This is a genomic window from Salinibius halmophilus, assembly GCF_003577475.1.
GTDB lineage: Bacteria > Pseudomonadota > Gammaproteobacteria > Pseudomonadales > Natronospirillaceae > Salinibius > Salinibius halmophilus.
On sequence record NZ_QPEP01000004.1, the window covers coordinates 187,384 to 210,644 of the forward strand.

Below are 23,261 nucleotides of genomic sequence, written 5' to 3' on the forward strand. Positions count from 1 at the left end.
GCATCACCCTTGGCCTGTATGAACTGAATATATAAAAAAACCCGGCAGTTGCCGGGTTTTTTTTATTCTGCAAAGCTTATTCAGCTGCTAGATCAGCCAGTGCTGATTCTAGTGTTTGCAGTGGCTGCGCACCGGCTAGTGGGATAACGTCGCCAGTTTCGTTATCTAGTAGGAAGTTACCTGGCGTACCAGATACACCTGCAGATTGTGCGTTTTGAATCTGTAGTTGGATCTTAGGACGGAACTCGCCAGCATCAATACAGGCTTGCACTTCTGCTTCGTCTAAACCTAACTCAACCGCCATAGGCACTAGCTCAGCAGCATCCATACCATTGCCATTTGAGTTGGTGCGTTCAAAGATTGCATCTGAGTAAGCCCAGAACGCGTCGTTACCACCAACTTTACCCACACATTCCGCTGCTTCGGCTTGGCGTGTTGCTAGCGGGTTATGGAAGTCCAGTGGGAAGTGGCGATATACCCAGTTTACGTCTTCATTGCGCTCAAGGAACTGTTTAGCAGTGCTATGGAAACGCTTACAGAACGAGCACTCGTAGTCTGAGTATTCAAGTAGGGTAAAGCGCGCGTCTGGGTTACCACGAACGTAATCGTTGTCGCCTACTGGTATAAGCGAGCTAGCTTGGTCACGCGCGGCTTGGCGCTGAGCGTCACGCTGCGCTTCTTGTTGGCGTACAACATAACGATTGATTGCGTCATCAATCACTTGGTCAAATTCTTCGCTTGCGAAGTACTCGTTTAGCTTTTGCTCAACTTGCGCATCTACGTCGTCGTTAGCAAAGGTAAATGGGGCTGCCATCAAAAGGCCGGTTACTAATAATTTTTTCATTAACTTATCCACACATTTTTAATTGTTAGTGTTACTGGGTTTAGATGCTTACTACCCTGATGGGTGGATCTAAAATTGGTGTTCGGTAGCCTGCATGTGGGCTGGGCTTCAACCTACTGCAGTCATTACCTGTCACGCACTCGCCAGCCATGGTTAGCAGAGACGGTAGCGCCTTTACACATGAGAGGTCAACGCACTCTTCTACATTATCTACAGAATCTGGGCAGTGTTGCACGGAAACGACCGCATACACTTCACCTGCCAACAATATAAAAATTAAAAATAGTAAGCGCACAGCTCCCCCTCATTCGCTTCAATGGTAGCAAATAAAGAGAACCCTAGGCTGAACAAGTTGTCAGCTTTTTTGAGTAATGGGTAACACTCTGTGGTTTTTTACGGTACCTGGTGTAGGTTTTTTGACTAATGCAGTCATCCCCGAGTGCTTTTATCGGGGATCTAGTTTGCTGTTTTGCATGCGGTGGTTAGATTCCCGCCTGCGCGGGAATGACAGTTGCCCGGCTGCAAAAACAACGCAGCCGTGCAACCTACGGGGTGTGCCGTGATGCCCCCCCCCCCGGTGAGCTTAAATGGCTTTTGCCTGCGCGACAGCCGAACCAATGTAGGTCGCTGGTGTCATTTCTAGTAAGCGTGCTTTTTCTGCTTCTGGCAGTTCAAGCGTGCCAATAAACTCAATCATCATGTCTTTGGTGATTGCTTTGCCACGGGTGAAGGCTTTTAGCTTCTCGTATGGCTCTTCAATGGCATAGCGGCGCATCACGGTTTGAATCGCTTCTGCCATCACTTCCCAAGCATTGTCTAGGTCTTCAGCCAAACGTGCTGCGTTGACTTCTAGCTTGCTGATACCTTTTAGTGTTGCTTCGTAGGCAATCAAGCTATGTGCTAAACCAACGCCCATGTTACGAAGCACAGTAGAGTCAGTTAGGTCACGCTGCCAGCGCGAAATTGGTAATTTTTGAGCCAGGTGCGCCATGGTTGCGTTAGCTATGCCCAAGTTACCTTCCGAGTTTTCGAAGTCGATTGGGTTAACTTTATGTGGCATGGTTGAAGAACCGACTTCACCAGCAATCGTCTTCTGCTTGAAGTAAGCATTAGAGATGTAGGCCCAAATATCGCGGTCGAAGTCGATCAAAATGGTGTTGAAGCGAGCGACAACATCATAAAGCTCTGCGATGCAGTCGTGCGGCTCAATCTGAGTCGTGTATGGGTTAAATACTAGGCCCAGTGACTCGATGAACTCTTGTGCGTTCTGCTCCCAGTTTACTTCTGGGTAGGTTGCGTAGTGGGCATTGTAGTTACCCACTGCACCGTTGATTTTACCTAGCAGCTCAACGTTCTTAAGTTGTTTCACTTGGCGCTCTAGACGGTAGGCAACGTTCGCCATTTCTTTACCCAAGGTCGTTGGGCTCGCCGTTTGGCCGTGCGTGCGCGATAGCATTGGCAGCTCGGCATTGTCGATTGCCAAGGTTTTGATCGCTGCCACAACTTTTTCCATTGCTGGCAGAATCACCGCATCACGGCCTTCTTTGAGCATCAAAGAGTGCGATAGGTTGTTAATGTCTTCAGAGGTACATGCGAAGTGAACAAACTCAAGCACTTTGGCAAGTTCTGCGTTTTCGCTTAGTTTTTTCTTCAGAAAGTACTCAACGGCTTTCACATCGTGGTTTGTTGTTGCTTCGATGTCTTTTACCGTTTGTGCATCGGCTTCATTGAAGTTGTCAACGATGGCATCTAGGAACGCATTGGTATCAGCGCTGAATGGGCCAATTTCTGCTACGCCTGGGTTGGCGGCTAGCTTTTGTAACCAGCGAACTTCAACAGTTACGCGGAAACGAATTAGGCCGTATTCGCTAAAGATTGGACGCAGGCTAGCTGTTTTGCTGCCGTAACGGCCGTCTACAGGAGAAATAGCTGTCAGTGCTGAAAGATCCATGAGGCTCCACTCTATAGATGATGCTTGATGACTTGATTTAAGGTGCGCGCGATTATACATGGAATGCCCACAGGGGGCATCTGTTGTGATGTTTCAGTTTGCGTTTGTTGTGCGAGGTGGCTTAGTGACTTGTTGCCAACTGCCTGCGTCACACCCGAGTGGTTTTATCGGGTGTCTAGTTTGCTGAGTGAACTTGCAACTAGATTCCCGCCTGCGCGGGAATGACCTAGTAACCATGGAGTAGTTTTGGGTGTGTCTGCAAGCATGCGGCTGGTGCCACATGACTTACAGACCTACTTCCCGCCTGCGCGGGAATGACTGGGGGAGCAACCTAGCGGCGCGTTTTACGGCGCCCTTCGCTTTTATCGGCGTATGGGTTATGACCGCTCTTGAACTCAAACTTGATTGGCGTACCCGATACTTCCAACACTTTACGGAAGGTGTTTTCCATGTACCGTTTGTAGCTGCCAGGTAACTTGTCTACCTGATTGCCGTGCACAACAATACGTGGTGGGTTGCTGCCACCTTGGTGGGCATAACGTAGTTTAATACGGCGACCATTGACCAATGGTGGCTGGTGGTTTTCTACCACCCCTTGCAGAATTTCGCTTAGGAAGTTAGTTGACCACTTGGCAAACGCACACTCATACGCCACATCAGCCGACTCAAACAAGTGACCCACATTGGTGCCATGCTTAGCCGAGATAAAGTGCAGGTCGGCGTAGTCGACAAACTCAAGGCGTCGGCTAATGTCGGTGCGCACTTTCTCTTTTTCTTCGCCGGTCATGCCATCCCATTTGTTGATCGCAATAACCAAAGCACGACCTGCCTCAAGCGCAAAGCGCAGCATGGTCAAGTCTTGCTCAACAATTCCTTCACGGGCATCAAAGACGGCGATAATAACGTTGGCATCATCGATTGCTTTTAGGGTTTTAACAATCGAGAACTTCTCAACGGCTTCTTTAATATTTTTACGCCGGCGCACACCAGCGGTGTCGATCAAGGTGTATTCTTCGCCATGGCGCTCAAATGGGATATAAATCGAGTCCATCGTGGTGCCCGGATGGTCGTAAACCACTACCCGCTCTTCACCTAGGATTCGGTTAACCAGCGTTGACTTGCCGACGTTTGGGCGGCCAATCACGGCAATTCGCCTGCCGCGCCAGTCGGTTGGCAAATGCTCTTCAGGATCAACAAAGCCTTCGGCTACCTTGTCGAGCACAGTCTCGAGTAACGAGCGCATGCCACGGTTTTGCGACGCCGCAATCGGAAATGGCTGAATGGCCAAACCAAGCTCCCAGAACTCAGAGCACGCGACGTCCGCATCAATACCATCGGTTTTATTGACCACTAGCCAAATTGGCTTGTTATCAATGCGGCGCAACATTTCGGCTAAGTGACGATCACCTTCAACAATACCGCTGCGACCATCTACTAAAAACAGTACCGCGTCCGCTTCCTCAATCGCCATATACGATTGTTTCGCCATTTCAGCGTCGAGCCCTTGCTCTTCACCGGTCACACCACCGGTATCAATAACCATGAACTCACGCTCGTCAAGCTGACCTTTGCCGTATTGACGGTCTCGGGTTAGGCCTGAATAGTCCGCCACCAAAGCATCTCTGCTGCGGGTGAAGCGGTTAAAAACAGTTGATTTACCCACATTTGGGCGACCAACCAGTGCAATAACAGGAAGCATTTTACCTCACTTTGATCCCAGCTAGACGCCCATCGGCCGACATTAACAGCATCCATTCGTCTGTCACAACTGGGGATTCAGCCAAGCCGGATATATCCATTTGCTTGGCTGATAATGTTTCACCCGTTTCTGGGTCAATCGCAATAAGGGCACCAAAGGTATCCGCTACCCAAATTGCATTATTCCAAAATACCGGCGCAAACGGCGCTCGGTCTAACATGGCATCGTTGCGCCACAGTGCTTCACCAGCACTATTTAAGGCCACAACACTGCCGCTTTCTTCTGCCACAACTAGGCGATCACCTGCCAATAGCAACTGCTCAAGTGAGCTCGCCTCTAAGTCGCCCAATACCCGACCACTGGCTAGGTCAATTTGATAAATCACACCGTCGTTAGCAGTTGCCAGCACAGTATTGCCACTAATTAATGGTGTGGCATCGGCATCTACTAATTGGGCTACCGGCGTGGCACCTTTTGGATAGCTTAGACGATATTCCCAAGCCACTTCCCCGCTAGCGAGCGATAGCGCTAACACACTGCCATTGGCGTTAGCGACAATCACAAGGTTGTTGGCTAATACTGGGTTGGCTGTGCCAATTAGGCTTAGGTCGGGCTGTGAAGCGCTGCGATAGCTCCAAAACGTACGACCATTGCTAACGGCACGCGCCTGTACGGTGCCGTCTTGCATTTGCACAACTACCCGATCCCCTTGCACAGCCACTAAGGCATCACTTCGAGCTGGCAATTCAACAGACCACAACACCTCACCCGTGTTGCTATCTAGCGCAATTAAGTCGGCATTATCGGTGGTGACAAACACTCGGCCATCTTGCTCTACAGGCCCCGCCGCGACGGTTTCGTCGAGCTGCGTGCGCCACACTTCAGCACCGGCATCAATTTGCCCACTAACCACCTGGTTGCCAAACGCGGCAAACGCTAACGATTGGTCAACATCAGGCACCAACTGGCGCACACGCGCCGAGTCTTGGTAGTCGATACCACCTTGGCGATCAACAATATCGATCGCCCAACGTGTAACCGGCTCAGGAGAGCCGGCAACAGGGGTAATACTTGGCGCTTGCGGGCCGGTTGACGCACAACCGACCAAGCTAAGCGTAATTAAAGCGCTAAGCGCGTATTTCATTCTTCACCTGGCAAATTATTCAATTTTAGTTGCACAACAGGGCCGCGTGGCTGGCTGTCACCCAAGTCTAGCATTGATTGATAGGCCTCTTTTGCTGCGGCAATATCGCCTTGAGCCACATGGATATCACCCGTTAGCTCTAGCGCCGCACCAGCTTGACTTGGTGCATCCGCTAATGCAGCCAATGCTGCTTCATAATTACCACGATGGTAATGAACACGCGCTAAACGAACCTCCACCACATCAGCAAGTTCATCAGTCGGTGCTGCCGCCAGTGCTTGCGTTAGAATTTCTTCCGCTTGCTCTGGCATGCCTTCGTCCATGGCAAAGCGTGCTTCAAATAACTGCGACAGGAATGCGTAAGTGGTATCCGGGTGCTCAGCTTGTACGGCATCAATTGCCTCTTGTACTGCCGGAACATCCACTGGGTTCGCCGATACCAATTCAACAACTTTCAAGAAGCTATCACTCGCCGCTTGGCGGTTTGCTTCTACCGACTCGCGATAAAGCTTGGTGCCCAGCATTAAGCCACCAAGGGCCACAATGGCTAGCAACACATACACACCCCATTGGGCTAACCATTTTTTGATCGCTTCACCCTGTTCGTGATCGGTCTCGTACATCAGTTCACTCCATCAATTTTTGTAATAAGGTGGTTTGCGACGTCTGCTAATGGAAGAGAGACTTGCTCGGCATCACCACGTAAATCTTTCACTGCAACTTGTTCATTGGCAACTTCGTCGTCACCGATAATTAAAGCAAAGTGCGCGCCGCTCTTATCCGCTTTTTTCATCTGTGCTTTAAAGCCACCGCCGCCATTATGGGCCACAATGCGTAAGTTTGGCGCGTCTGTGCGTAGGCGTTCTGCCCACGGCATCACAACTTGTTCAGCTTTTTCACCCATCACCGCGATATAAACGTCGGCAGTACTGGTTAAGTCTTCTGGGAACTGGTTGAGCGCTTCAATCAATAGCAGTAAACGCTCAACCCCCATGGCAAAACCCACTGCTGGGGTACTTTTACCGCCTAACTGCTCTACCAAACCATCGTAGCGGCCACCACCACATACGGTGCCTTGTGCACCCAGTGCATCGGTTACCCATTCAAACGCGGTTTTACCATAATAATCTAGGCCACGAACCAAACGCGGATTAACTTCATAGCTTACGCCGCATGCATCTAAGCGTGATGTTAGGCCAGCAAAATGTTCTTTCGACTCTTCGTCTAACCAATCCAGCAAGCTTGGCGCTTCGCTAAGCAGAGCCTGTGTTTGCGGGTTTTTTGAGTCCAGAATGCGCATTGGGTTGGTGCTTAAACGACGCTGGCTGTCTTCATCTAATTGATCTTTGCGACTATTCAAGTAGTCGACGAGTGCCGCTTTATAGTTAGCTCGCGCTTCACTGGTACCTAGGCTGTTAAGCTGCAAAGTCACGGCATGGTCAATACCCAAAGCTTTCCATAGGCGCGCCGTTAGTACAATCAGCTCGGCATCAATATCAGGACCCGTTAAGCCAAAGGTTTCAACACCAATTTGATTAAACTGGCGATAGCGACCTTTTTGCGGGCGCTCGTAGCGGAACATTGATCCCTGATACCAAACTTTTTGAGTTTGGTTGTGCAATAGGCCATTTTCGATCATGGCGCGCACACAGCCAGCCGTTCCCTCTGGGCGCAGCGATAGGCTATCACCGCTGCGATCTTCAAAGGTGTACATTTCTTTTTCTACAATATCAGTGACTTCACCAATACCGCGAGTAAATACGGGCGTTTGCTCAACAACCGGCGTGCGCACTTCTTGGTAGCCGTATTGCGCCAATAAATGGCGGACGATGTTTTCCAAATACTGCCAGCGGGCTGAGTCGCCTGGCAAAACATCGTTCATTCCTCGGATACCGGTTATTTTAGCCACGTTTTTCTCCTAACTATGCTATGGCGCGAATTAGCCGCGCATCATAGCATGAGCTGAATCCTAGCTAAAAGAGCTTAGTGAGGCTTTGGCACTTTTTATCGTGCCAAATGAACACGCCATCGCCTTAACTTAAACCCTTGTCGGCTTCCCATTGGCGCAGTTCTTGGGCTTGTGGTGTGCGAGCGAACTCGCGCTTTAAGCGGATACGCCACGCATCGCGCAACGAGTTTTCATTGGCAGCGTGCGCTACTTTGATTTGTAGCAGCAAGGTGTTTGGGTTGGCTTTTACTAGATCAGCGCGATCTAAGCGGTCGAGTTCTAACACCTGTTTTAGGGCTGCGTCGATATTACCGCGACCAAACTCGATATCGGCAATGGCTAACACACTGGTCCAAAGTGTCGCATCTAGGGCACGAGCACGACCAAAGTCGATCACGGCCTGATCAAGTTTCTCTTGCTGCAGTGCAGCATAGCCCATTGATTGAAACACAATGGCGCGTTGCGGGTAGAAGTCGTCTTGCGACGCCAAACGGAACTGTTGGTAGGCCTCGGCAAAGCGGCCACGGTTGTAATAAAAAGCGCCAAAGCTGTGATGAACCTGAGGGTCTGATTTGATATCCAAAGACTTCTCAAATGCCGCTTCTGCTCGTTCATAATCGAGCTCTACTTCATGGATGCGCGCCATACCAAAGTGACCACCAGCAGAGTTAGGATCAATGCTGAGCGCACGCCCGAAAGCGGCCTTCGCCTCTTGGTATTTACCGCGCTTTAGCTGCGCGTAGCCAATATCTACCTGTGCCTGCTGAGCACGTTGAGTTTGCTGTTGCTGGGCAGGGTTAGTGGTTGCACAGCCTGCAGCTATAGCCATAACACCAATTAAAAGCAGAGCACGAAAATGCATAGTTACCTCTTAGAAAAATCCCGTTCAGCAGCTGTGCCGCCAGCCTCAACCAGTTTGATAAAGCGCTCTTGGCGGCGCGTACGGTCTTGAACCTGACCCGCTAGCTGCCCACAGGCTGCATCGATATCATCACCACGAGTTTTGCGTATGGTGACATTATAACCAAGCTCGGTTAACCGATCGCGAAAGCGATGGATACGGTTGTTACTCGGACGCTCGTAGCCAGAGTTAGGAAACGGGTTAAATGGAATTAGGTTGATCTTACACGGAATTTCGCGCAGTAAGTTAGCCATTTGTTCTGCGTGGGCTAGCTCATCGTTGACTTGGTTCATCAAGGTATACTCAATGGTCAACACACGCTTTTTGCTATCACCGCACTTGCGTAAGTACTCTCTACAGGTGCTTAACACCTGTTCCAGGGGATATTTACGATTCAAAGGTACTAATTTATTACGTAACTCATCGTTTGGCGCGTGTAAAGACAGCGCCAGCGACACATCAATTTCATCCCCTAACCTTTCGATTTCTGGCACTACACCAGAGGTAGACAGGGTGACACGGCGCTTGGAAATACCATAGGCGTTGTCTTCAAGCATGAGGTGCATTGCATCAACGACAGGCCGGTAGTTCATTAACGGCTCACCCATACCCATCATTACTACGTTCGTTACGCGCCGCTCGCGGGGCTGGCCTGGTTTATCAAACGACTTAGCTGCTAGCCACACCTGGCCAATGATTTCTGCAGTGGTAAGGTCGCGGCTAAACCCTTGTTTACCGGTTGAACAAAATGAGCAATCAAGGGCGCAGCCAATTTGCGATGACACACAAAGTGTGCCTCGATCATCTTCGGGAATAAATACGGTTTCAATGGCGCTACCGCCATCCATGCGCATAACCCATTTGCGGGTGCCATCGGCTGAGTCTTTTTGCCAAATCACTTCTGGTGGGCGAATTTCTGCCACGCGCTGAAGCTTCTCACGCAGTTTTTTGGAAACGTCAGTCATCTGCTCAAAGTCATCAACGCCGTGCGCATGAATCCATTTCATCACCTGCACAGCGCGAAACTTTTTCTCCCCCATGGCTTCAAACCATTCAATCATTTTCGGTAGGGTCATACCGAGCAAATTCACTTTTTCTACTGCTTCTGCCATGCGGGCTCCAACGTGATAACTCTTTCTCGGCGCCTTATTTACCAGCAATGGTAGAAATTACAAGACTTGTATACAAAATAGTCAGAAATAACTGAGGGTTTGACGGCGCCAAACTAGGGAGTGGGTCGGCGCCGTCAGCAAGATGGCGGACTACTCGCCGAAGAAGTAAGCAATTTCGCGGGCGGCAGATTCCACTGCATCACTGCCGTGTACTGCATTCTTAGGCATAACACTGCCAAACATTGCGCGCAGCGTGCCTGGTGCGGCTTTGGTCGGGTCGGTAGCGCCGAGTAGGTCACGGTGCAGCTGAACTGCATTGTCACCTTCTAGCACTTGCGCCATCACTGGGCCCGACGTCATAAACTCGATCAAGGGCTCGAAGAAAGGTTTGCCTTTGTGCTCAGCATAAAAACCTTCTGCCATGGTACGGTCCATGTGAATCATTTTGGCCGCTACGATTTTTAGGCCTGCCTCTTCGAACCTGGCGTAAATGCGGCCAATAGCGTTTTGCTCAACTGCATCTGGCTTCACCATTGAGAATGTTCTTTCAATTGCCACTGTCATCACCCTGAATCTTTATTGTTCTATTGATTTATCCTAGCGATGCTTTCGCAAGCTGCTGGATTTTAGCCACAATAGCACGCAATCCATTACCGCGTGTAGGGCTTAGGTGGCGCTCTAGGTCAATTTCGGCAAAATAAGACTGTATATCAAACTCAACAATCTCTTTAGCGGTCTTATTATGGTAAGCCGCCAACACCAGCACTAGCAGTCCTTTAACGATGTGTGCATCGGAGTCCACGGCAAACTGCATGCGCTCCCCGGCAATATCCACGGCAAGCCAAACATTAGATTGACAGCCTTTTACCAAACGCTCGTCTGTTTTGAGTGCGGCATCAATTTCAGGCAACTCACGGCCAAGATCAATAATGTACTTGTAACGCTCTTCCCAGCTGTCAAAAAACGACAGATCTTCAACAATTGTTTCTGTACTTGGAATGCTCATAACTGCCCTTGCTGAGTTATTCGTTGGTGGCGCATTGTAGCGAAATCACTGCGGCAATCCTACCGCAGCGATGGGTTGCTATAACAGCTGGACTGACCTATTTGTAGCCAGCCGCAAGCTCAACTCAACAACCGAGCAGTTTAGACTGTAGCCTCGTTAAACACTTGCGCAAGGCGCTCAATGCCTTGCGTAATTTGTTCTGCAGACACATTACTGAAGCTTAAACGCGCGAACTGCTGTGATGGTTTATCAAAATAAAACGCCGCACCAGGCACGTAAGCAACGTTTTCACGGATAGCTGAGTCGAACAAGGGTTTCCAGTTGCCATCGCGATGCAAGTTTAGCCAAAAAAACATGCCACCCTGTGGTTTTTGCCAGCTCACCTGATCACCTAACTGGTCGCTGAGCGCATTATGCATGGCATCGCAGCGCTGGCGATAAACGTTTAGCAACGTCTGTATATGGGCATCAAAGTCTGGCGACTGCAAAAACGCAACTAGCAGCTGTTGATTGAGCGATGAGCTATGCAAATCGGCAACTTGCTTGAACTTGTTCAACTGCATTTGAATAGCGCTACTTGCTTGCAGCCAACCTAAACGCAAACCTGGTGCAACCGTTTTTGAGAATGACACCAAACGCACGCAGTGCTCTGGCACCATGCTATATAGCGATGGCAATGCCTCACCCTCGTAGCGCAAAGCACCATAAGGGTCGTCTTCGACAATGAGCACATTGTATCGACGAGCCAGTTCTGCTAGTTGCTGGCGACGCGCTAGGGTGTAGCTAAACCCAGTTGGGTTTTGAAAGTTCGGCTGCAAGTAGATGAACTTCACCGCATTGGTTTCTAAACAATGCGTTAAGGCGTCCATATCTGGGCCTTCAGGGGAGGTAGGTACGGCTAGAATGTCTGCCTGCGACGCCTGGAAGGTTTGCAAAGCACCTAGAAAAGTTGGTGCTTCAACAATGATTTTATCGCCTGGGTTAATTAACGTGCGCGTAATTAAATCCAAACCTTGCTGCGAGCCAGTGGTGATCATAATTTCATCACCACTGATGTCGCAGTCGGTCACCAACTGTTTGGCAACCTGCTCGCGCAATGCAGGCAGGCCTGGCGTTAGTGAGTATTGCAAATCTCCCTGGCTTAACTTCCCAAACTGAGCTTGTAGCTGTGGCCATGGCAATAATTCAGAAGCCGGCATGCCACCCGCTAGGGAAATCATGCCTGGTTGCTGACTAACTGCCAAAATATCGCGAATGAATGATGACTCTATTTGTAATGCAGCATTTGAGAACATGACAACTCTCCAATTTTTTGCACAGTTTGCGCTAATTTAACGTGTAATAATTATCGATTTGTGCGCTAATAATTGTTCATTTGTGCGATTTTAATTGAGTATGCCATCTAGTCGTCAAAACCAATGTGTGAACGATGCACTGCACCAAATTCACCGCTCGCTTGCCGCCCCGCTTAGCGTTGCAGAACTGGCTAAGCGCTCTAGCTATTCAAGCTTTCACTTTCAGCGTTTATTTAAAGCGCAAACAGGTTTGAGCATTAACCAGTACATTCGGCAAACGCGCTTGGAGTGGGTAGCTAATTTATTGGTTTTTCATCCTAATCAAACCATTGCAGAGCTAGCTGACCTATGTGGTTTTCAGTCTATTGCGAGTTTTTCCCATAGCTTTAGGGCATATTTTGGTGTTACCCCAAAACAGTGGCGCAAAAACCAGTATCAAACACACGTTAGCCAAGCAGACTTTCAGCTCTCACCAACACTAAGGATGAGCGAGCCAGAAGTCATTCAGCTTGCCGCACAGCCGGTCATTTACCTGCGCCATCAAGGCTATGACCAAAGTATTCGACAAGCTTGGCAACAACTCGCGTTTTGGCAAGCAAGCAACAAGGTAAAAACAGGCCAAATGTTGAGCCTGTACCACAGCAACCCGCTGCTCACGCCAAGAACAGAGTGCCGCTACGTTGCGGCCCTCACGGTTGCTAGCCTTGAAAAGATTCCTGCTGGCGTGGGCCGAATGGAAATACCTGGTGGTTGGTTCTTAAGTTGTCGCGCCCAAGGGCAATATGGAGATGTACTGAACTTGTGGCAGTATTTGTATTACCAATACATGCCCACGCAAGCATTGCGCACGCTACCCATTCCAGCACACGGGTTGTTTTTCCAAAATCACTTATCGGGTACGCAAACAACTTTTGATTTGGCGCTACGCCTACCCTTGCAGATTTAGCGATGCGTTGCGGCTGACGTCATCACCATGGAAATTTGACTAGCAAGCAGCTTAAAACGCAAAAATACAGGCTCCGTTAGCTCACTGCCTTTGCCATCGGCATAAATAAATCCAACCAGCCTGTTAGCCAAGACTAACGGCGCAATCATGCAATCCCCTTCGGGTAACAGCTCTTTAAACACACCAATACGCATACCGTCTAAGCGCGTTTCATCGCGCAGCCAGCGCGGCCCTTTTAGTGCTTGAATCCAGGTGAGTAAACGCTGATTTTGCTTCGCATCACCCATAGATGTGAAGTCGATGTTCCAGCCTGTTTTTTCGTAGTCATACACGTAACGAGATTCAGGTTTACGTGTACGTGGATTAATAATAATTAACGCTACGCGATCAGCACCAGTGGTTTCAAAAATCCCCTTCGCACCCAGCTCAAACAATGCATTGATATTTAGTGGCTCGAGCGCCAGCTGGCTAAACTCTTGCATCAGTTCAAGCACCCGATGTTCCATTTCCTCCGGCGATAACACGGGCCGCACTGGTGCTTGAACGTCAACGCCTAACGGAATGTAGTCGGCGATCAACTTGGTATCCATGGCAGCTGCTCTGGCGACAGCACCTTGCGCAGTTTTTACAATTGCCCTTTTGGCTTCTTTTACCGAAGTGCCAGAAATGCTCGCCCAGCTTTCAATAAAGCGATGCAAGCCTTTACTGTGAATCCCTTCATGCAAGCCATCGGCAATTTGTCGGCACAAGCGCACACCTATCAATGCTGGCTCTGGTTTGGCTGTTTTCAAATGCACTTGTAACATCAACCCTTGCATTTGCCATTGTTTAAGCAAAGCAATACTGAGCTCGGGAAATGACATATGCATAACTGCCCGTGCAGCGAGATGTTTTCCTTCTGGGAGCAACTCAAAATACTTAGTTTTACGACAAATGGGGTCGGCTAAAAATGCAACCTCGCCCACATTAATCATTAAACCTGCAATGTATGCCTCATCTACTCTTGCTTGCGGCAAACGCCCGCTAAGTAGCTTTCTAACTAGCATCGCTGTTAGAAAAGAGCGCGCTAACGTTCTGAGCAGGTCTTCCTGGGCATGACTATTTAGTTGTTCGCCAGTACGGATTACCCCCACCGATAGCGCTATATTGCGAATTTCATCAAAGCCTAGTTGAAGTACGGCTTGCATGATGGTTCTGATGGGAGCTTGACTGGCATTAAAAATGACTGAGTTGGCTACTTTTACAATCTGACTGGTCAAGCCAACATCATGGATGATGACTTGTCGCAATTGCTCCGCGCTACTGTTTTGGTCTTCGGTGATGGCAATAATTTGCTGAACAGTTTCCATCATGGCAGAAAAGTCTGAGCCATCTAAATACTCAACCCAGTCTTCTCGTTTTAATGGCAAGTCCAGCGCACTATCGGTCACTTCTTACGCTTCCTACAAAGCTAGCTACACTCTAATCATAGAACAAAATTGTTTATGCACTGAGAATCTTGGTGGCTTATGTTGATCGCAGAAAATCAAAGATTTAACGTTTATAACGAGCCATTCGAACTGCTGATTAATCATATTGTGCAAGCAACAGCCAGCGAAATTGGTTACTTGCACCTTTTCAACGAAAGTACCGAAGAGATCCAACTTGCCGTTTGGTCTGAACGGGTTATGGATCAGTGTCAGCTTATACATGCTAGTCATTACCCGCTTGCCTCGGCAGGCGTATGGGCGGATTGCGTGCGCCAGCGTCAGCCCGTGTTTCACAACAACTACAACTCGCAAGCCTTACCAAGAGGGCACTTCCCAGTCACCAATCATATGAGCTTACCTGTCATTCTCGACACCCGAATTGTTGGTATTGTGGGCGTTGGCAACCGAGCGACAGCCTATACCGATGACGATGCACACTTAGTTCACCAGATAATAGAATCTGAATGGGTACAGGTTACGAGCGCTGCTCAAGCTGTTTATAGCCAACATGCACACGATGAGCTGAGTCTGGACTCGGCAATAGTATTATTACAGCAAATGAGCCAAGCGTTCGCCAAGGCATTCGAGTTGTACGATCCGCATACAGCGATACATTTAGCCAATGTTGCCTACTTGTGCGAAAAAATCGCCGACAAAATGGCCATTCCTCAAACAATCAAAATAGGCCTAATAATGGGCGCTTGGTTGCATGACATTGGCAAATTATCTACGCCAAGCCAAATTTTGAACAAAACGAGTGAGTTATTACCTGAGGAAGAAGCCCTGATGCGTTATCACGCTGAAGCAGGCGGTAAAATCATGGCAGATATTAACAGCCCATGGCCAATTGCAACCATGATTGCCCAACACCATGAGCGGCTTGATGGTTCTGGCTATCCAAGTGGCTTAATTGGCGAGATGATCTGTTTGGAAGCAAGAATCATCGCCGTCGCCGACACCTTTGATTACACCATCAACGACCGCCAGTTTCGCCACTCGCTCGGTGCAGAGTACGCAATGGAGACAATCAAAGCAGGCAGTGATAGTGAGTATGACAAATACGTGGTGGCGGCCTTCTTGCAATGCTACCAAGAAGACCCAACTTTTGGCGGCCGCTACCAAAAACAGTGAGATTAGAAAAACAGCCCTGCCTCTAACTGAGCTTCTTCTGTCATCATATCCTTGTGCCAAGGGGGGTCGAACACCAGCTCCACCTTCACCTCGTTCACGTTTGGTACCTTGGCAACGCGGTATTCCACATCACTTACCAGTACAGGCCCCATTCCACAACCTGGTGCCGTTAACGTCATACGGATATCCACCACACCTGTGTCTTGGTTCAATGCAATGCCATACACCAGCCCAAGGTGAACGATACTAATAGGGATCTCGGGGTCAAAAATAGTATCCAGTGCGGCCCACACTTGTTCTTCGTTGATCTGGCCACTGCCATCATCATCGAACTCAAGTTGCTGCTGCTCATAACCAATGGCGTCAGCATCTGTGCCATCGATGCGCAGCATATTACCCTGCCAAGTAACCGTGTAGTTACCACCAAGGCTTTGGTTAATCGTGATGAACTGACCATTAGGAATGATCACCGGATCACCCGACGGCACACGACGTGCAGGACAGTCGCGCTGGGTTACCACCATGCTTTGTTGCATTATTCTTCCACGCTAAAGCTTTCGCCGCAGCCACATTCCGACACGACGTTAGGGTTATTAAACTTCACCACCCGATTAATGCCTTCTAAAACAAAATCGATCTCGGTGCCGCGCACAAGTTTAAGCGCCGCTGGCGAAATCGCCAAGGTTACCTTGTCATTAAGTACCTGAACCTTGTCATCAGCTTCAGCAGCCTCAACAAAATCCAACACATAACGATAACCCGTGCAGCCACTCACCTTGGTATCAAGGCGCACAATCTGGCCGTCCGCTTTTTCAAGCTTCTTCTCAAAATGCTTAATCGCTGCCGCAGTCACCGAAACCACCGGCGCATTGGGATCAAAACTATTTACTGTCATATTCACTCTCCTGCCGATTGCAAGTCGACGGCTGTGATTGCTCGATGCCTTTATAGCAGACTGTCGCCAAGCAGACCTCTTAGCGGTTTGAGCCTTGTAGTTGAGCTGCGGAGCAGTGGTAGAAATTTTTTCGACACGCAGCTAGTACGTCCGTGTATGCTCGCATTTCCCATCCCTGGGAAATGACGGTCTCAAAAATTCCTCCCCTCTGCTCCCGCAGCATCATATTCGGCAAGCGCTAAGAGGCTGATTGCGACAACCCGCATGTAGGCTATCCATCAAGCTAAATTCTAGTTGCTATGCAATCCAAAAGTGTAAGCCTCTACTAGGCCATCCACTTGCGAAAGCAGCACCTTGCTGGGCACTCGGGATTGGCTCTTCATTAGCCGTTGTAAAAGCGTGATAGGTTTGTGGTGGTTAGGTCGGTGACCGTCACTTGCCATGGATGGCAAGTGCGAGCCTACATGGATGTATCCACGGCGTGTCACAGACCTGACTACCGCGAGCCTATCACCTTACAACGGCTGCGAAGCCCAAAGAGCCTCGAATCAGTCCAGCATCATTCGCACTTTTGCCAGTGCTTCGAAGAGGCGGTCTACTTCTTCGATGGTGTTGTAGATGGCAAAAGATGCTCGGGCTGTGCCCGGTACTTCTAGTTTGTTCATCAGTGGCTCGGCGCAGTGGTGGCCGGTTCTAATGGCGATGCCTTGGCGGTCTAACAAAAAGCCGATATCGGCTGGGTGACCACCTTCCATTATGAAACTAAGCACACCAGTTTTGTTTTTCGCTTGGCCAATAATGGTTAGGCCTTCAATGCCTTCTGCCAACTTGGTTGCGTGCGCTAGTAGCGCTTTTTCGTGCGCTTGCACGGCATCGTAATCAAGTTGAGCGAACCAGCTCACTGCTGCCGCCATGCCAATCGCGCCAGCGATATTTGGCGTGCCAGCTTCTAACCTGTATGGCAATACATTCCATGTGGCGTCTTGATAGCTGACTTCGCTGATCATTTCGCCGCCGGTTTGCCACACTGGCCAGTTTTCTAATACTTCTTTTTTGCCCCACAAGATGCCAACACCCGTTGGGCCGTATAGTTTGTGGGCAGAAAACGAATAAAAATCGCAGCCAATTTCACGTACATCAATTTTAAAATGCGCTGCACCCTGGGCACCATCAATTGACACCAAGGCACCCTTTTCTTTGGCTAACTTGGTTAGCTCAACGATTGGGTTAATGCTGCCTAGCGCATTGGATACATGTGGTATCGCAACCAGCTTGGTGCTATCGCTAAGCATTGCCTTGTATTGCTCAACGTCTAGTTCACCTAGTTCGTTGATTGGTACCACCTTTAATGTTGCACCCGCTTTTTTACAAGCTTGTTGCCAAGTCACTAGGTTGGCATGGTGTTCCATCTCGGTGACCATGACTTCATCGCCAGCCTTTAGCTGCTGCGCTAGGCCGTGGGCGATAACGTTTAGACTTTCGGTCGTACCAGAAGTCCAAATCACTTCTTCGCGATGATAGGCGTTAAGGTAGTGCGCCAATGTGTCGCGCGCACCTTCAAAACGCATGGTTGCTTCGTCTGCCAAGCGGTGGGCACCGCGGTGAACATTCGAGTTACAGGTCGAATAATAATCCACCAAGGCATCAATAACAGCTTGCGGCTTTTGAGTGGTCGCAGCGTTATCAAGATAAACCAAAGGCTGGCCGTCGATTTCGCGGCCAAGAATTGGAAACTGTTGGCGGATTGCCTGTACGTCGAAGCTCATTATTCCCCCATTTTGGCAAAACGTTGGCGCAATTGTGGGCGCAACCACTCAGCAATGGCTTGGTTTGGCATGTCGTCAACCAGCTCATTGATGAAAGCAAAGTTCAGCATGATTTGTGCTTCTTCTTTGCCAATACCACGCGACTGTAGGTAGTACAGTGCGGTTTTATCTGTTTCGGCGATCGTTGCACCGTGGGCACAACGCACGTCGTCAGCGTAAATTTCTAGCTCTGGCTTGGTATTAATTTCCGCTTTGTTGCTTAGCAGCAAGTTGCGGTTGTTTAGTTCAGCCAAAGTTTTTTGTGCATCACGATGAATGTGAATACGACCATTAAATACGGCACGAGCACTGCCCGCTGCGATACCACGAATGTTCTCTTCGGTGGTGCCGTTTGGCATTTCATGCTCAATGGTGCTGTGCAGGTCGAATAGCTCTTTGCCATCTAACAAGTAGATTGCATTAAGCTTGGCAAACGCATGCTGGCCGCTGTGGCGCACGTCCATATCAATACGGCTGACGTCAGAGCCAAAACCAACCACATTGCTGTTTAACTGCGAGCGGTCAAACAGTTGGAAGTGGCTGCCGCCCAAGCTCATTGCTTGCTCGGTTTGCAGTGCTAAACGGTAGTGCTCTAGCTTGGCATCATCGGCAATGCGGTACTCAGCAAATAGCGTGTTGAGTGACTGCTCAGAACCAGCAAACTGTTCAATCACAGTTAGTGATGCTTTTTCTTCTATCTCAACCAATACACGTACGTGTGTTTCACTGCCAGCCGTTAGTTGCTGCACAATGCGAATTGGCGTGGCAACTTCAGTACCGGCCGCAACACGAATTTGCAGCACGTTTTCTGCCAGCACATCGTTAACCAAACCAAATAGGTGACGGTTTGGTTTAACTTGTTGGAACAGCGACGCATCAACGTCATCTGCTGCTAACCATTGCATTGTTAAACCAGCTGGTAGTTCCGTTGGCAACTCAGAGCCCGGTACAACGTCGATGGCTTGTAAGCCTTCGATTTGCTCTGCCGCAAGCACTTCACTTGCCGTGGCGTTAAAGCCTTGCACAGCTTTTAGCGGTGTGTACTTCCAAGCTTCAGTTTTACGCGTTGGCCACGGGGTATTTTTCAGCAGCTCTAGGCTGGCTGTGCGCTGGGCGCTCAGAGTTAACTGTTCGCCGCGCTCAATGGCGTTTTCGAACCAGTGACTCATGCGTTTTCACCTGCCTTTTCACCATTTTCTAGCCAAGCATAACCCTGCGCTTCTAGTTCGTGCGCTAGCTCAGGGCCACCGCTCTTAACGATTTTGCCATCCGCCAAAACGTGGACGAAGTCAGGTTTGATGTAATCAAGTAGACGCTGGTAGTGAGTGACCACGATGAGCGAGCGATCGGCAGCACGCATGCTGTTAACACCCTTTGCAACAACCTGAAGAGCGTCGATGTCTAAACCTGAGTCGGTTTCATCAAGAATCGCTAGCTTTGGTTTTAGCAGCATCATCTGAAGGATTTCATTGCGCTTTTTCTCACCACCTGAGAAGCCTTCGTTCACACCACGCTTCAAGAATGCCAATGGTAAATCGACTGCTTTACAAGCTTCTTTTGCTTGTTTTAGCAATTCTGCTGAGCTTGGCGGTTCAATATCGTTGGCTTTTGCATGCGCTTCAATCGCTGCTTTTAAAAACTCAAGGTTTGAAACGCCAGGAATTTCTACCGGGTATTGGAATGCTAGGAACAAACCAGCATGGGCACGCTCTTCTGGCTCTAGGTCAAAAAGGTCGGCACCATCAAGCTCTGCACTGCCTTCATTCACCTCGTAACCGTCGCGGCCAGACAAAACGTTGCCAAGCGTTGATTTACCGGCACCGTTAGGACCCATGATGGCATGCACTTCACCTGGATTAATCTCTAGGTTGAGGCCTTTAAGAATCTGTTTTTCTTCAACGCTTGCTTGCAAGTTATTAATTTTTAACATTTTTCTTCCTCAACCTACCGAGCCTTCAAGGCTCACTTCCAATAGTTTGCCTGCCTCAACGGCGAATTCCATTGGCAGTTCTTTGAATACTTCTTTACAGAAACCGTTCACGATCATAGAAACGGCTTTTTCTGGGTCGATACCACGCTGCTGACACAAGAACATCTGGTCGTCACTTACTTTTGACGTGGTTGCCTCATGCTCAACAATAGCGCTTGGGTTGCGGCTTTCCACATACGGGAAGGTATGCGCGCCACACTTATCGCCAATCAGCAACGAGTCACACTGAGTAAAGTTACGCGCCCCGTCGGCACCAGGGTTCATGCGAACCAAACCGCGGTAGCTGTTGTTACTCTTACCAGCTGAAATACCTTTTGAGATGATCGTTGATTTAGTGTTTTTACCAATATGGATCATCTTGGTGCCGGTATCTGCCTGCTGAGCACCACGCGTTAGCGCCACTGAGTAGAACTCACCGATGCTGTTGTCGCCTTTTAGTACACAGCTTGGGTACTTCCACGTAACCGACGAGCCAGTTTCTACCTGCGTCCAAGAGATTTTGGCATTGGTATGACAAACACCACGTTTGGTCACAAAGTTGTAGATGCCACCTTTGCCGTTTTCGTCACCTGGGTACCAGTTCTGCACCGTCGAGTATTTGATCTCGGCATCGTCCATTGCCACTAGCTCAACCACGGCTGCGTGCAGCTGGTTTTCGTCGCGCTGTGGCGCCGTACAACCTTCTAGGTAGCTGACATGGCTGCCTTCGTCGGCAATAATCAAGGTACGCTCAAACTGACCAGTGTTTTGCTCGTTAATACGGAAGTACGTCGACAATTCCATTGGGCAACGAACGCCTTTTGGAATATAAACAAACGAGCCATCAGTAAATACGGCGCAGTTTAGCGCAGCAAAGTAGTTATCTTTTTGCGGTACAACCGAACCAAGATACTTTTGCACCAGCTCAGGGTATTTGTGCACAGCTTCAGAAATTGGGCAGAAGATAACGCCCGCTTCATAAAGCTTTTCACGGAAAGTTGTAACAACCGAAACCGAGTCGAATACCGCATCCACGGCAACACCAGCCAGCATTTCTTGCTCGTGCAATGGAATACCCAGCTTGTTGTAGGTTTCGATTAGCTCAGGGTCAACTTCATCAAGCGATTTAGGCTTATCGGCCATGCTCTTTGGTGCTGAGTAGTACGAAATCGCTTGGTAATCGATTTTATCGTAACCTACGTGCGCCCAATCTGGCTCTTCCATTTCTTGCCAAATACGGAAAGCTTTTAAGCGCCATTCCAGCATCCATTCAGGCTCGCCCTTTACTGCTGAAATCCGTCTTACAACGTCTTCATTTAGCCCCGGTTCGAAAGTGTCTGACTCAATTTCGGATACGAAGCCTGCTTCGTATTCGCGCTCGAGTGCCTTATCGATTTGCTCTGTCATAATGGCTCTCTCTAATTTAGGCAGCGCTTTGCAACGCTTTCACAGTCTTTTTGATATGTGCCACAGCCGCTTTTACCTCGCCCTCAGTGGTAAAGCGACCGAGCGATATTCTTAGCGAGCTATGGGCATCATCGTTACTTAAGCCCATAGCCTTTAATACATACGAAGGTTCAACGGATGCCGAGGTGCATGCAGACCCCGTAGAGATGGCAACTTCATTTAACGCCAACAGTAACGTCTCGCCATCCACCCCTGAAAAACAAACATTTAAATGATTTGGTGAGCAATATTGCAGCGCCACATTGCTGCGCACATTTGGCAGGTCGCGAATGCCTTGCCATAACTGATCGCGCAATGCCCCAATACGCTGACCTTCTGCAATCACGTCTGTTGCTAGCTCGCAGGCTAGCCCCATGCCCACAAGCTGGTGTGTGGCAAGTGTGCCTGAACGCAACCCACGCTCATGACCACCACCGTGAATCTGGGCCACCAACTGCTCCTTCACCGCCCGTCGAACATACAGTGCGCCAACCCCTTTGGGCCCATAAAATTTATGCGCCGAAATACTCAGCAAATCTATCTTTAATGCTTCCACATTGACTGCTACCTTGGCGATCGATTGGGCACCATCAACGTGAAAAATAATCTCTTTATCTGCTAGCAGCGCACCAATCTCTGGTATGTCATTTACCGCGCCCGTCTCGTTATTAACATGCATAATGCTAACCATACGAGTATCGGCTTGAATGGCATCGGCAACTTGCCCAGCGTCGATAAATCCATGCTCATTTGGAAGCAAGTAGGTCACATGCACGCCGTGTTTTTCTAACCAAGCCGCGACATCTAGCACCGCTTTATGTTCGGTTGCGCTGGTTATCAAATGACCACTAAAGCCGTGTTTTTCAAACACGCCCTTGAGTGCCAAGTTGTTGCTTTCTGTCGCGCCCGATGTCCAAACAATCTCGCGCGAGTCAGCACCAACAAGCTCTGCCACTTGGTTGCGCGCCGTTTCAACTTTTTCTTCGGCAAACCAGCCGAACATATGCGAGCGCGAAGCTGGGTTGGCAAAGGTACCTTCCAACGTTAAGCACTCAGCCATAGCTTGCGCCACTTTTGGGTCGACTGGTGTGGTGGCAGCAAAGTCAAAATAAGTTGGAAACATTAGGGTGCCTCACTGCCAATGATTTTAATACGCTGCAAGCTGTCTTGGCGGGTTACCACCGACTGTATGTCGGCACGGTTGACCAAGTCGGCGAGCGAAATATCATCAAGAAATTGGCGAATTTGAGCGCTTAAGTCTTGCCAAAGGTGGTGAGTTAAACATACGTCGCCACTTTGGCAGTCATGGTTGCCTTGGCAACGCGTCGCATCCATCGACTCACTAACCGCCTCAACAACAACAGCCACTGAGATCTCGTCGCTACCTTTACCAAGCAGGTAACCACCACCAGGACCACGAACACTCGAAACCAAGTCCGCTCGGCGCAACTTAGCGAATAACTGTTCTAAATATGAAAGTGAAATATTTTGTCGATCAGAAATGTCGGACAAGCTAACCGGCCCTTTTTGCGCATGCAGGGCTAGGTCGAGCATGGCTGTAACGGCATAGCGGCCTTTCGTCGTCAGTCTCATAGCAAGCGCCTCGATCAAAGATGCCTGCAATTATAGAAATCCGACTATTTTAGTCAAGTATTAATCCGACTAATTTGGTGGGTTATTATGAAAGAGAAACTGAATTA

General features: G+C 49.2%; 22 protein-coding genes. 2 read left to right on the forward strand and 20 right to left on the reverse strand.

The window, feature by feature from the left end; genetic code table 11:
- Nucleotides 1-76: 76 nt before the first annotated feature.
- From DUW71_RS05815 to DUW71_RS05865, 11 genes are all read right to left on the reverse strand, one after another.
- Entirely contained in the window at nucleotides 77-844 is a 768-nt protein-coding gene (locus DUW71_RS05815; protein ID WP_119394304.1) for a DsbA family protein, read from the reverse strand.
- Nucleotides 845-1,427: 583 nt separating this feature from the next.
- On the reverse strand, nucleotides 1,428-2,795 hold the full coding sequence (gene purB / locus DUW71_RS05820; protein ID WP_119394305.1) for an adenylosuccinate lyase: 1,368 nt from the start codon (nucleotides 2,793-2,795) through the stop codon (nucleotides 1,428-1,430).
- A 331-nt stretch (nucleotides 2,796-3,126) separates the two neighbouring features.
- The gene (der, locus tag DUW71_RS05825; RefSeq protein ID WP_119394306.1) at nucleotides 3,127-4,494 is read right to left on the reverse strand and encodes a ribosome biogenesis GTPase Der; all 1,368 of its coding nucleotides are present in this window, start codon (nucleotides 4,492-4,494) and stop codon (nucleotides 3,127-3,129) included.
- Between the two features lies 1 nt (nucleotide 4,495).
- Complete coding sequence (locus DUW71_RS05830; RefSeq protein WP_119394307.1) at nucleotides 4,496-5,638, reverse strand: outer membrane protein assembly factor BamB family protein; 1,143 nt, start codon at nucleotides 5,636-5,638, stop codon at nucleotides 4,496-4,498.
- The gene (locus tag DUW71_RS05835) at nucleotides 5,635-6,261 is read right to left on the reverse strand and encodes a YfgM family protein (RefSeq protein ID WP_119394308.1); all 627 of its coding nucleotides are present in this window, start codon (nucleotides 6,259-6,261) and stop codon (nucleotides 5,635-5,637) included. The genes DUW71_RS05830 and DUW71_RS05835 overlap by 4 nt, the downstream gene beginning before the upstream one ends.
- Nucleotides 6,261-7,547 (reverse strand): histidine--tRNA ligase, encoded by a 1,287-nt coding sequence (gene hisS / locus DUW71_RS05840; RefSeq protein WP_119394309.1) that lies wholly within the window; start codon nucleotides 7,545-7,547, stop codon nucleotides 6,261-6,263. Before hisS ends, DUW71_RS05835 begins: the two co-directional genes overlap by 1 nt.
- Nucleotides 7,548-7,671: 124 nt before the next feature.
- Nucleotides 7,672-8,448 (reverse strand): tetratricopeptide repeat protein, encoded by a 777-nt coding sequence (locus DUW71_RS05845; protein WP_119394310.1) that lies wholly within the window; start codon nucleotides 8,446-8,448, stop codon nucleotides 7,672-7,674.
- Nucleotides 8,449-8,450: 2 nt separating this feature from the next.
- Nucleotides 8,451-9,599, reverse strand: a complete 1,149-nt coding sequence (rlmN, locus tag DUW71_RS05850; protein ID WP_119394311.1) for a 23S rRNA (adenine(2503)-C(2))-methyltransferase RlmN — start codon at nucleotides 9,597-9,599, stop codon at nucleotides 8,451-8,453.
- A 150-nt stretch (nucleotides 9,600-9,749) separates the two neighbouring features.
- Nucleotides 9,750-10,157 carry a nucleoside-diphosphate kinase gene (ndk, locus tag DUW71_RS05855; RefSeq protein ID WP_119394441.1) on the reverse strand — a complete coding sequence of 136 codons (408 nt, stop codon included), beginning with the start codon at nucleotides 10,155-10,157 and terminating at the stop codon, nucleotides 9,750-9,752.
- A 34-nt stretch (nucleotides 10,158-10,191) separates the two neighbouring features.
- Nucleotides 10,192-10,605, reverse strand: a complete 414-nt coding sequence (locus DUW71_RS05860; RefSeq protein WP_119394312.1) for a SufE family protein — start codon at nucleotides 10,603-10,605, stop codon at nucleotides 10,192-10,194.
- A 140-nt stretch (nucleotides 10,606-10,745) separates the two neighbouring features.
- Nucleotides 10,746-11,900 (reverse strand): aminotransferase-like domain-containing protein, encoded by a 1,155-nt coding sequence (locus DUW71_RS05865; RefSeq protein ID WP_119394313.1) that lies wholly within the window; start codon nucleotides 11,898-11,900, stop codon nucleotides 10,746-10,748.
- A 127-nt stretch (nucleotides 11,901-12,027) separates the two neighbouring features.
- On the opposite strand from DUW71_RS05865, the gene DUW71_RS05870 reads away from it, so the two are divergent.
- Nucleotides 12,028-12,846: an AraC family transcriptional regulator gene (locus tag DUW71_RS05870; RefSeq protein ID WP_158583893.1), complete on the forward strand. Its 819-nt coding sequence runs from the start codon at nucleotides 12,028-12,030 to the stop codon at nucleotides 12,844-12,846.
- On the opposite strand, the gene DUW71_RS05875 is transcribed toward DUW71_RS05870, so the two are convergent.
- Nucleotides 12,843-14,276: an HDOD domain-containing protein gene (locus DUW71_RS05875; RefSeq protein WP_119394315.1), complete on the reverse strand. Its 1,434-nt coding sequence runs from the start codon at nucleotides 14,274-14,276 to the stop codon at nucleotides 12,843-12,845. The genes DUW71_RS05870 and DUW71_RS05875 overlap by 4 nt on opposite strands.
- Nucleotides 14,277-14,354: 78 nt before the next feature.
- On the opposite strand from DUW71_RS05875, the gene DUW71_RS05880 reads away from it, so the two are divergent.
- Nucleotides 14,355-15,446, forward strand: a complete 1,092-nt coding sequence (locus DUW71_RS05880) for an HD domain-containing phosphohydrolase (RefSeq protein ID WP_119394316.1) — start codon at nucleotides 14,355-14,357, stop codon at nucleotides 15,444-15,446.
- Between the two features lie 2 nt (nucleotides 15,447-15,448).
- Here DUW71_RS05880 and sufT read toward each other — a convergent pair whose 3' ends face one another.
- The 8 genes from sufT to iscR all read right to left on the reverse strand — a co-directional run bounded on the left by sufT (nucleotide 15,449) and on the right by iscR (nucleotide 23,154).
- Nucleotides 15,449-15,982 (reverse strand): putative Fe-S cluster assembly protein SufT, encoded by a 534-nt coding sequence (gene sufT, locus DUW71_RS05885; RefSeq protein WP_119394317.1) that lies wholly within the window; start codon nucleotides 15,980-15,982, stop codon nucleotides 15,449-15,451.
- Complete coding sequence (locus DUW71_RS05890; protein ID WP_119394318.1) at nucleotides 15,982-16,341, reverse strand: HesB/IscA family protein; 360 nt, start codon at nucleotides 16,339-16,341, stop codon at nucleotides 15,982-15,984. Before DUW71_RS05890 ends, sufT begins: the two co-directional genes overlap by 1 nt.
- A gap of 548 nt (nucleotides 16,342-16,889) precedes the next feature.
- A complete protein-coding gene (locus tag DUW71_RS05895; protein ID WP_119394319.1) occupies nucleotides 16,890-18,107 on the reverse strand; it encodes an aminotransferase class V-fold PLP-dependent enzyme in 1,218 nt (405 codons plus the stop codon).
- Entirely contained in the window at nucleotides 18,107-19,315 is a 1,209-nt protein-coding gene (gene sufD / locus DUW71_RS05900; protein WP_119394320.1) for a Fe-S cluster assembly protein SufD, read from the reverse strand. Before sufD ends, DUW71_RS05895 begins: the two co-directional genes overlap by 1 nt.
- Nucleotides 19,312-20,076 (reverse strand): Fe-S cluster assembly ATPase SufC, encoded by a 765-nt coding sequence (sufC, locus tag DUW71_RS05905; protein ID WP_119394321.1) that lies wholly within the window; start codon nucleotides 20,074-20,076, stop codon nucleotides 19,312-19,314. Before sufC ends, sufD begins: the two co-directional genes overlap by 4 nt.
- A 9-nt stretch (nucleotides 20,077-20,085) precedes the next feature.
- Nucleotides 20,086-21,522, reverse strand: coding sequence for a Fe-S cluster assembly protein SufB (gene sufB, locus DUW71_RS05910; RefSeq protein WP_119394322.1), 1,437 nt, complete (start codon nucleotides 21,520-21,522; stop codon nucleotides 20,086-20,088).
- Between the two features lie 16 nt (nucleotides 21,523-21,538).
- Nucleotides 21,539-22,684 (reverse strand): aminotransferase class V-fold PLP-dependent enzyme, encoded by a 1,146-nt coding sequence (locus DUW71_RS05915; protein ID WP_119394323.1) that lies wholly within the window; start codon nucleotides 22,682-22,684, stop codon nucleotides 21,539-21,541.
- Nucleotides 22,684-23,154, reverse strand: a complete 471-nt coding sequence (gene iscR, locus DUW71_RS05920) for a Fe-S cluster assembly transcriptional regulator IscR (RefSeq protein WP_119394324.1) — start codon at nucleotides 23,152-23,154, stop codon at nucleotides 22,684-22,686. The genes DUW71_RS05915 and iscR overlap by 1 nt, the downstream gene beginning before the upstream one ends.
- Nucleotides 23,155-23,261 lie beyond the last annotated feature (107 nt).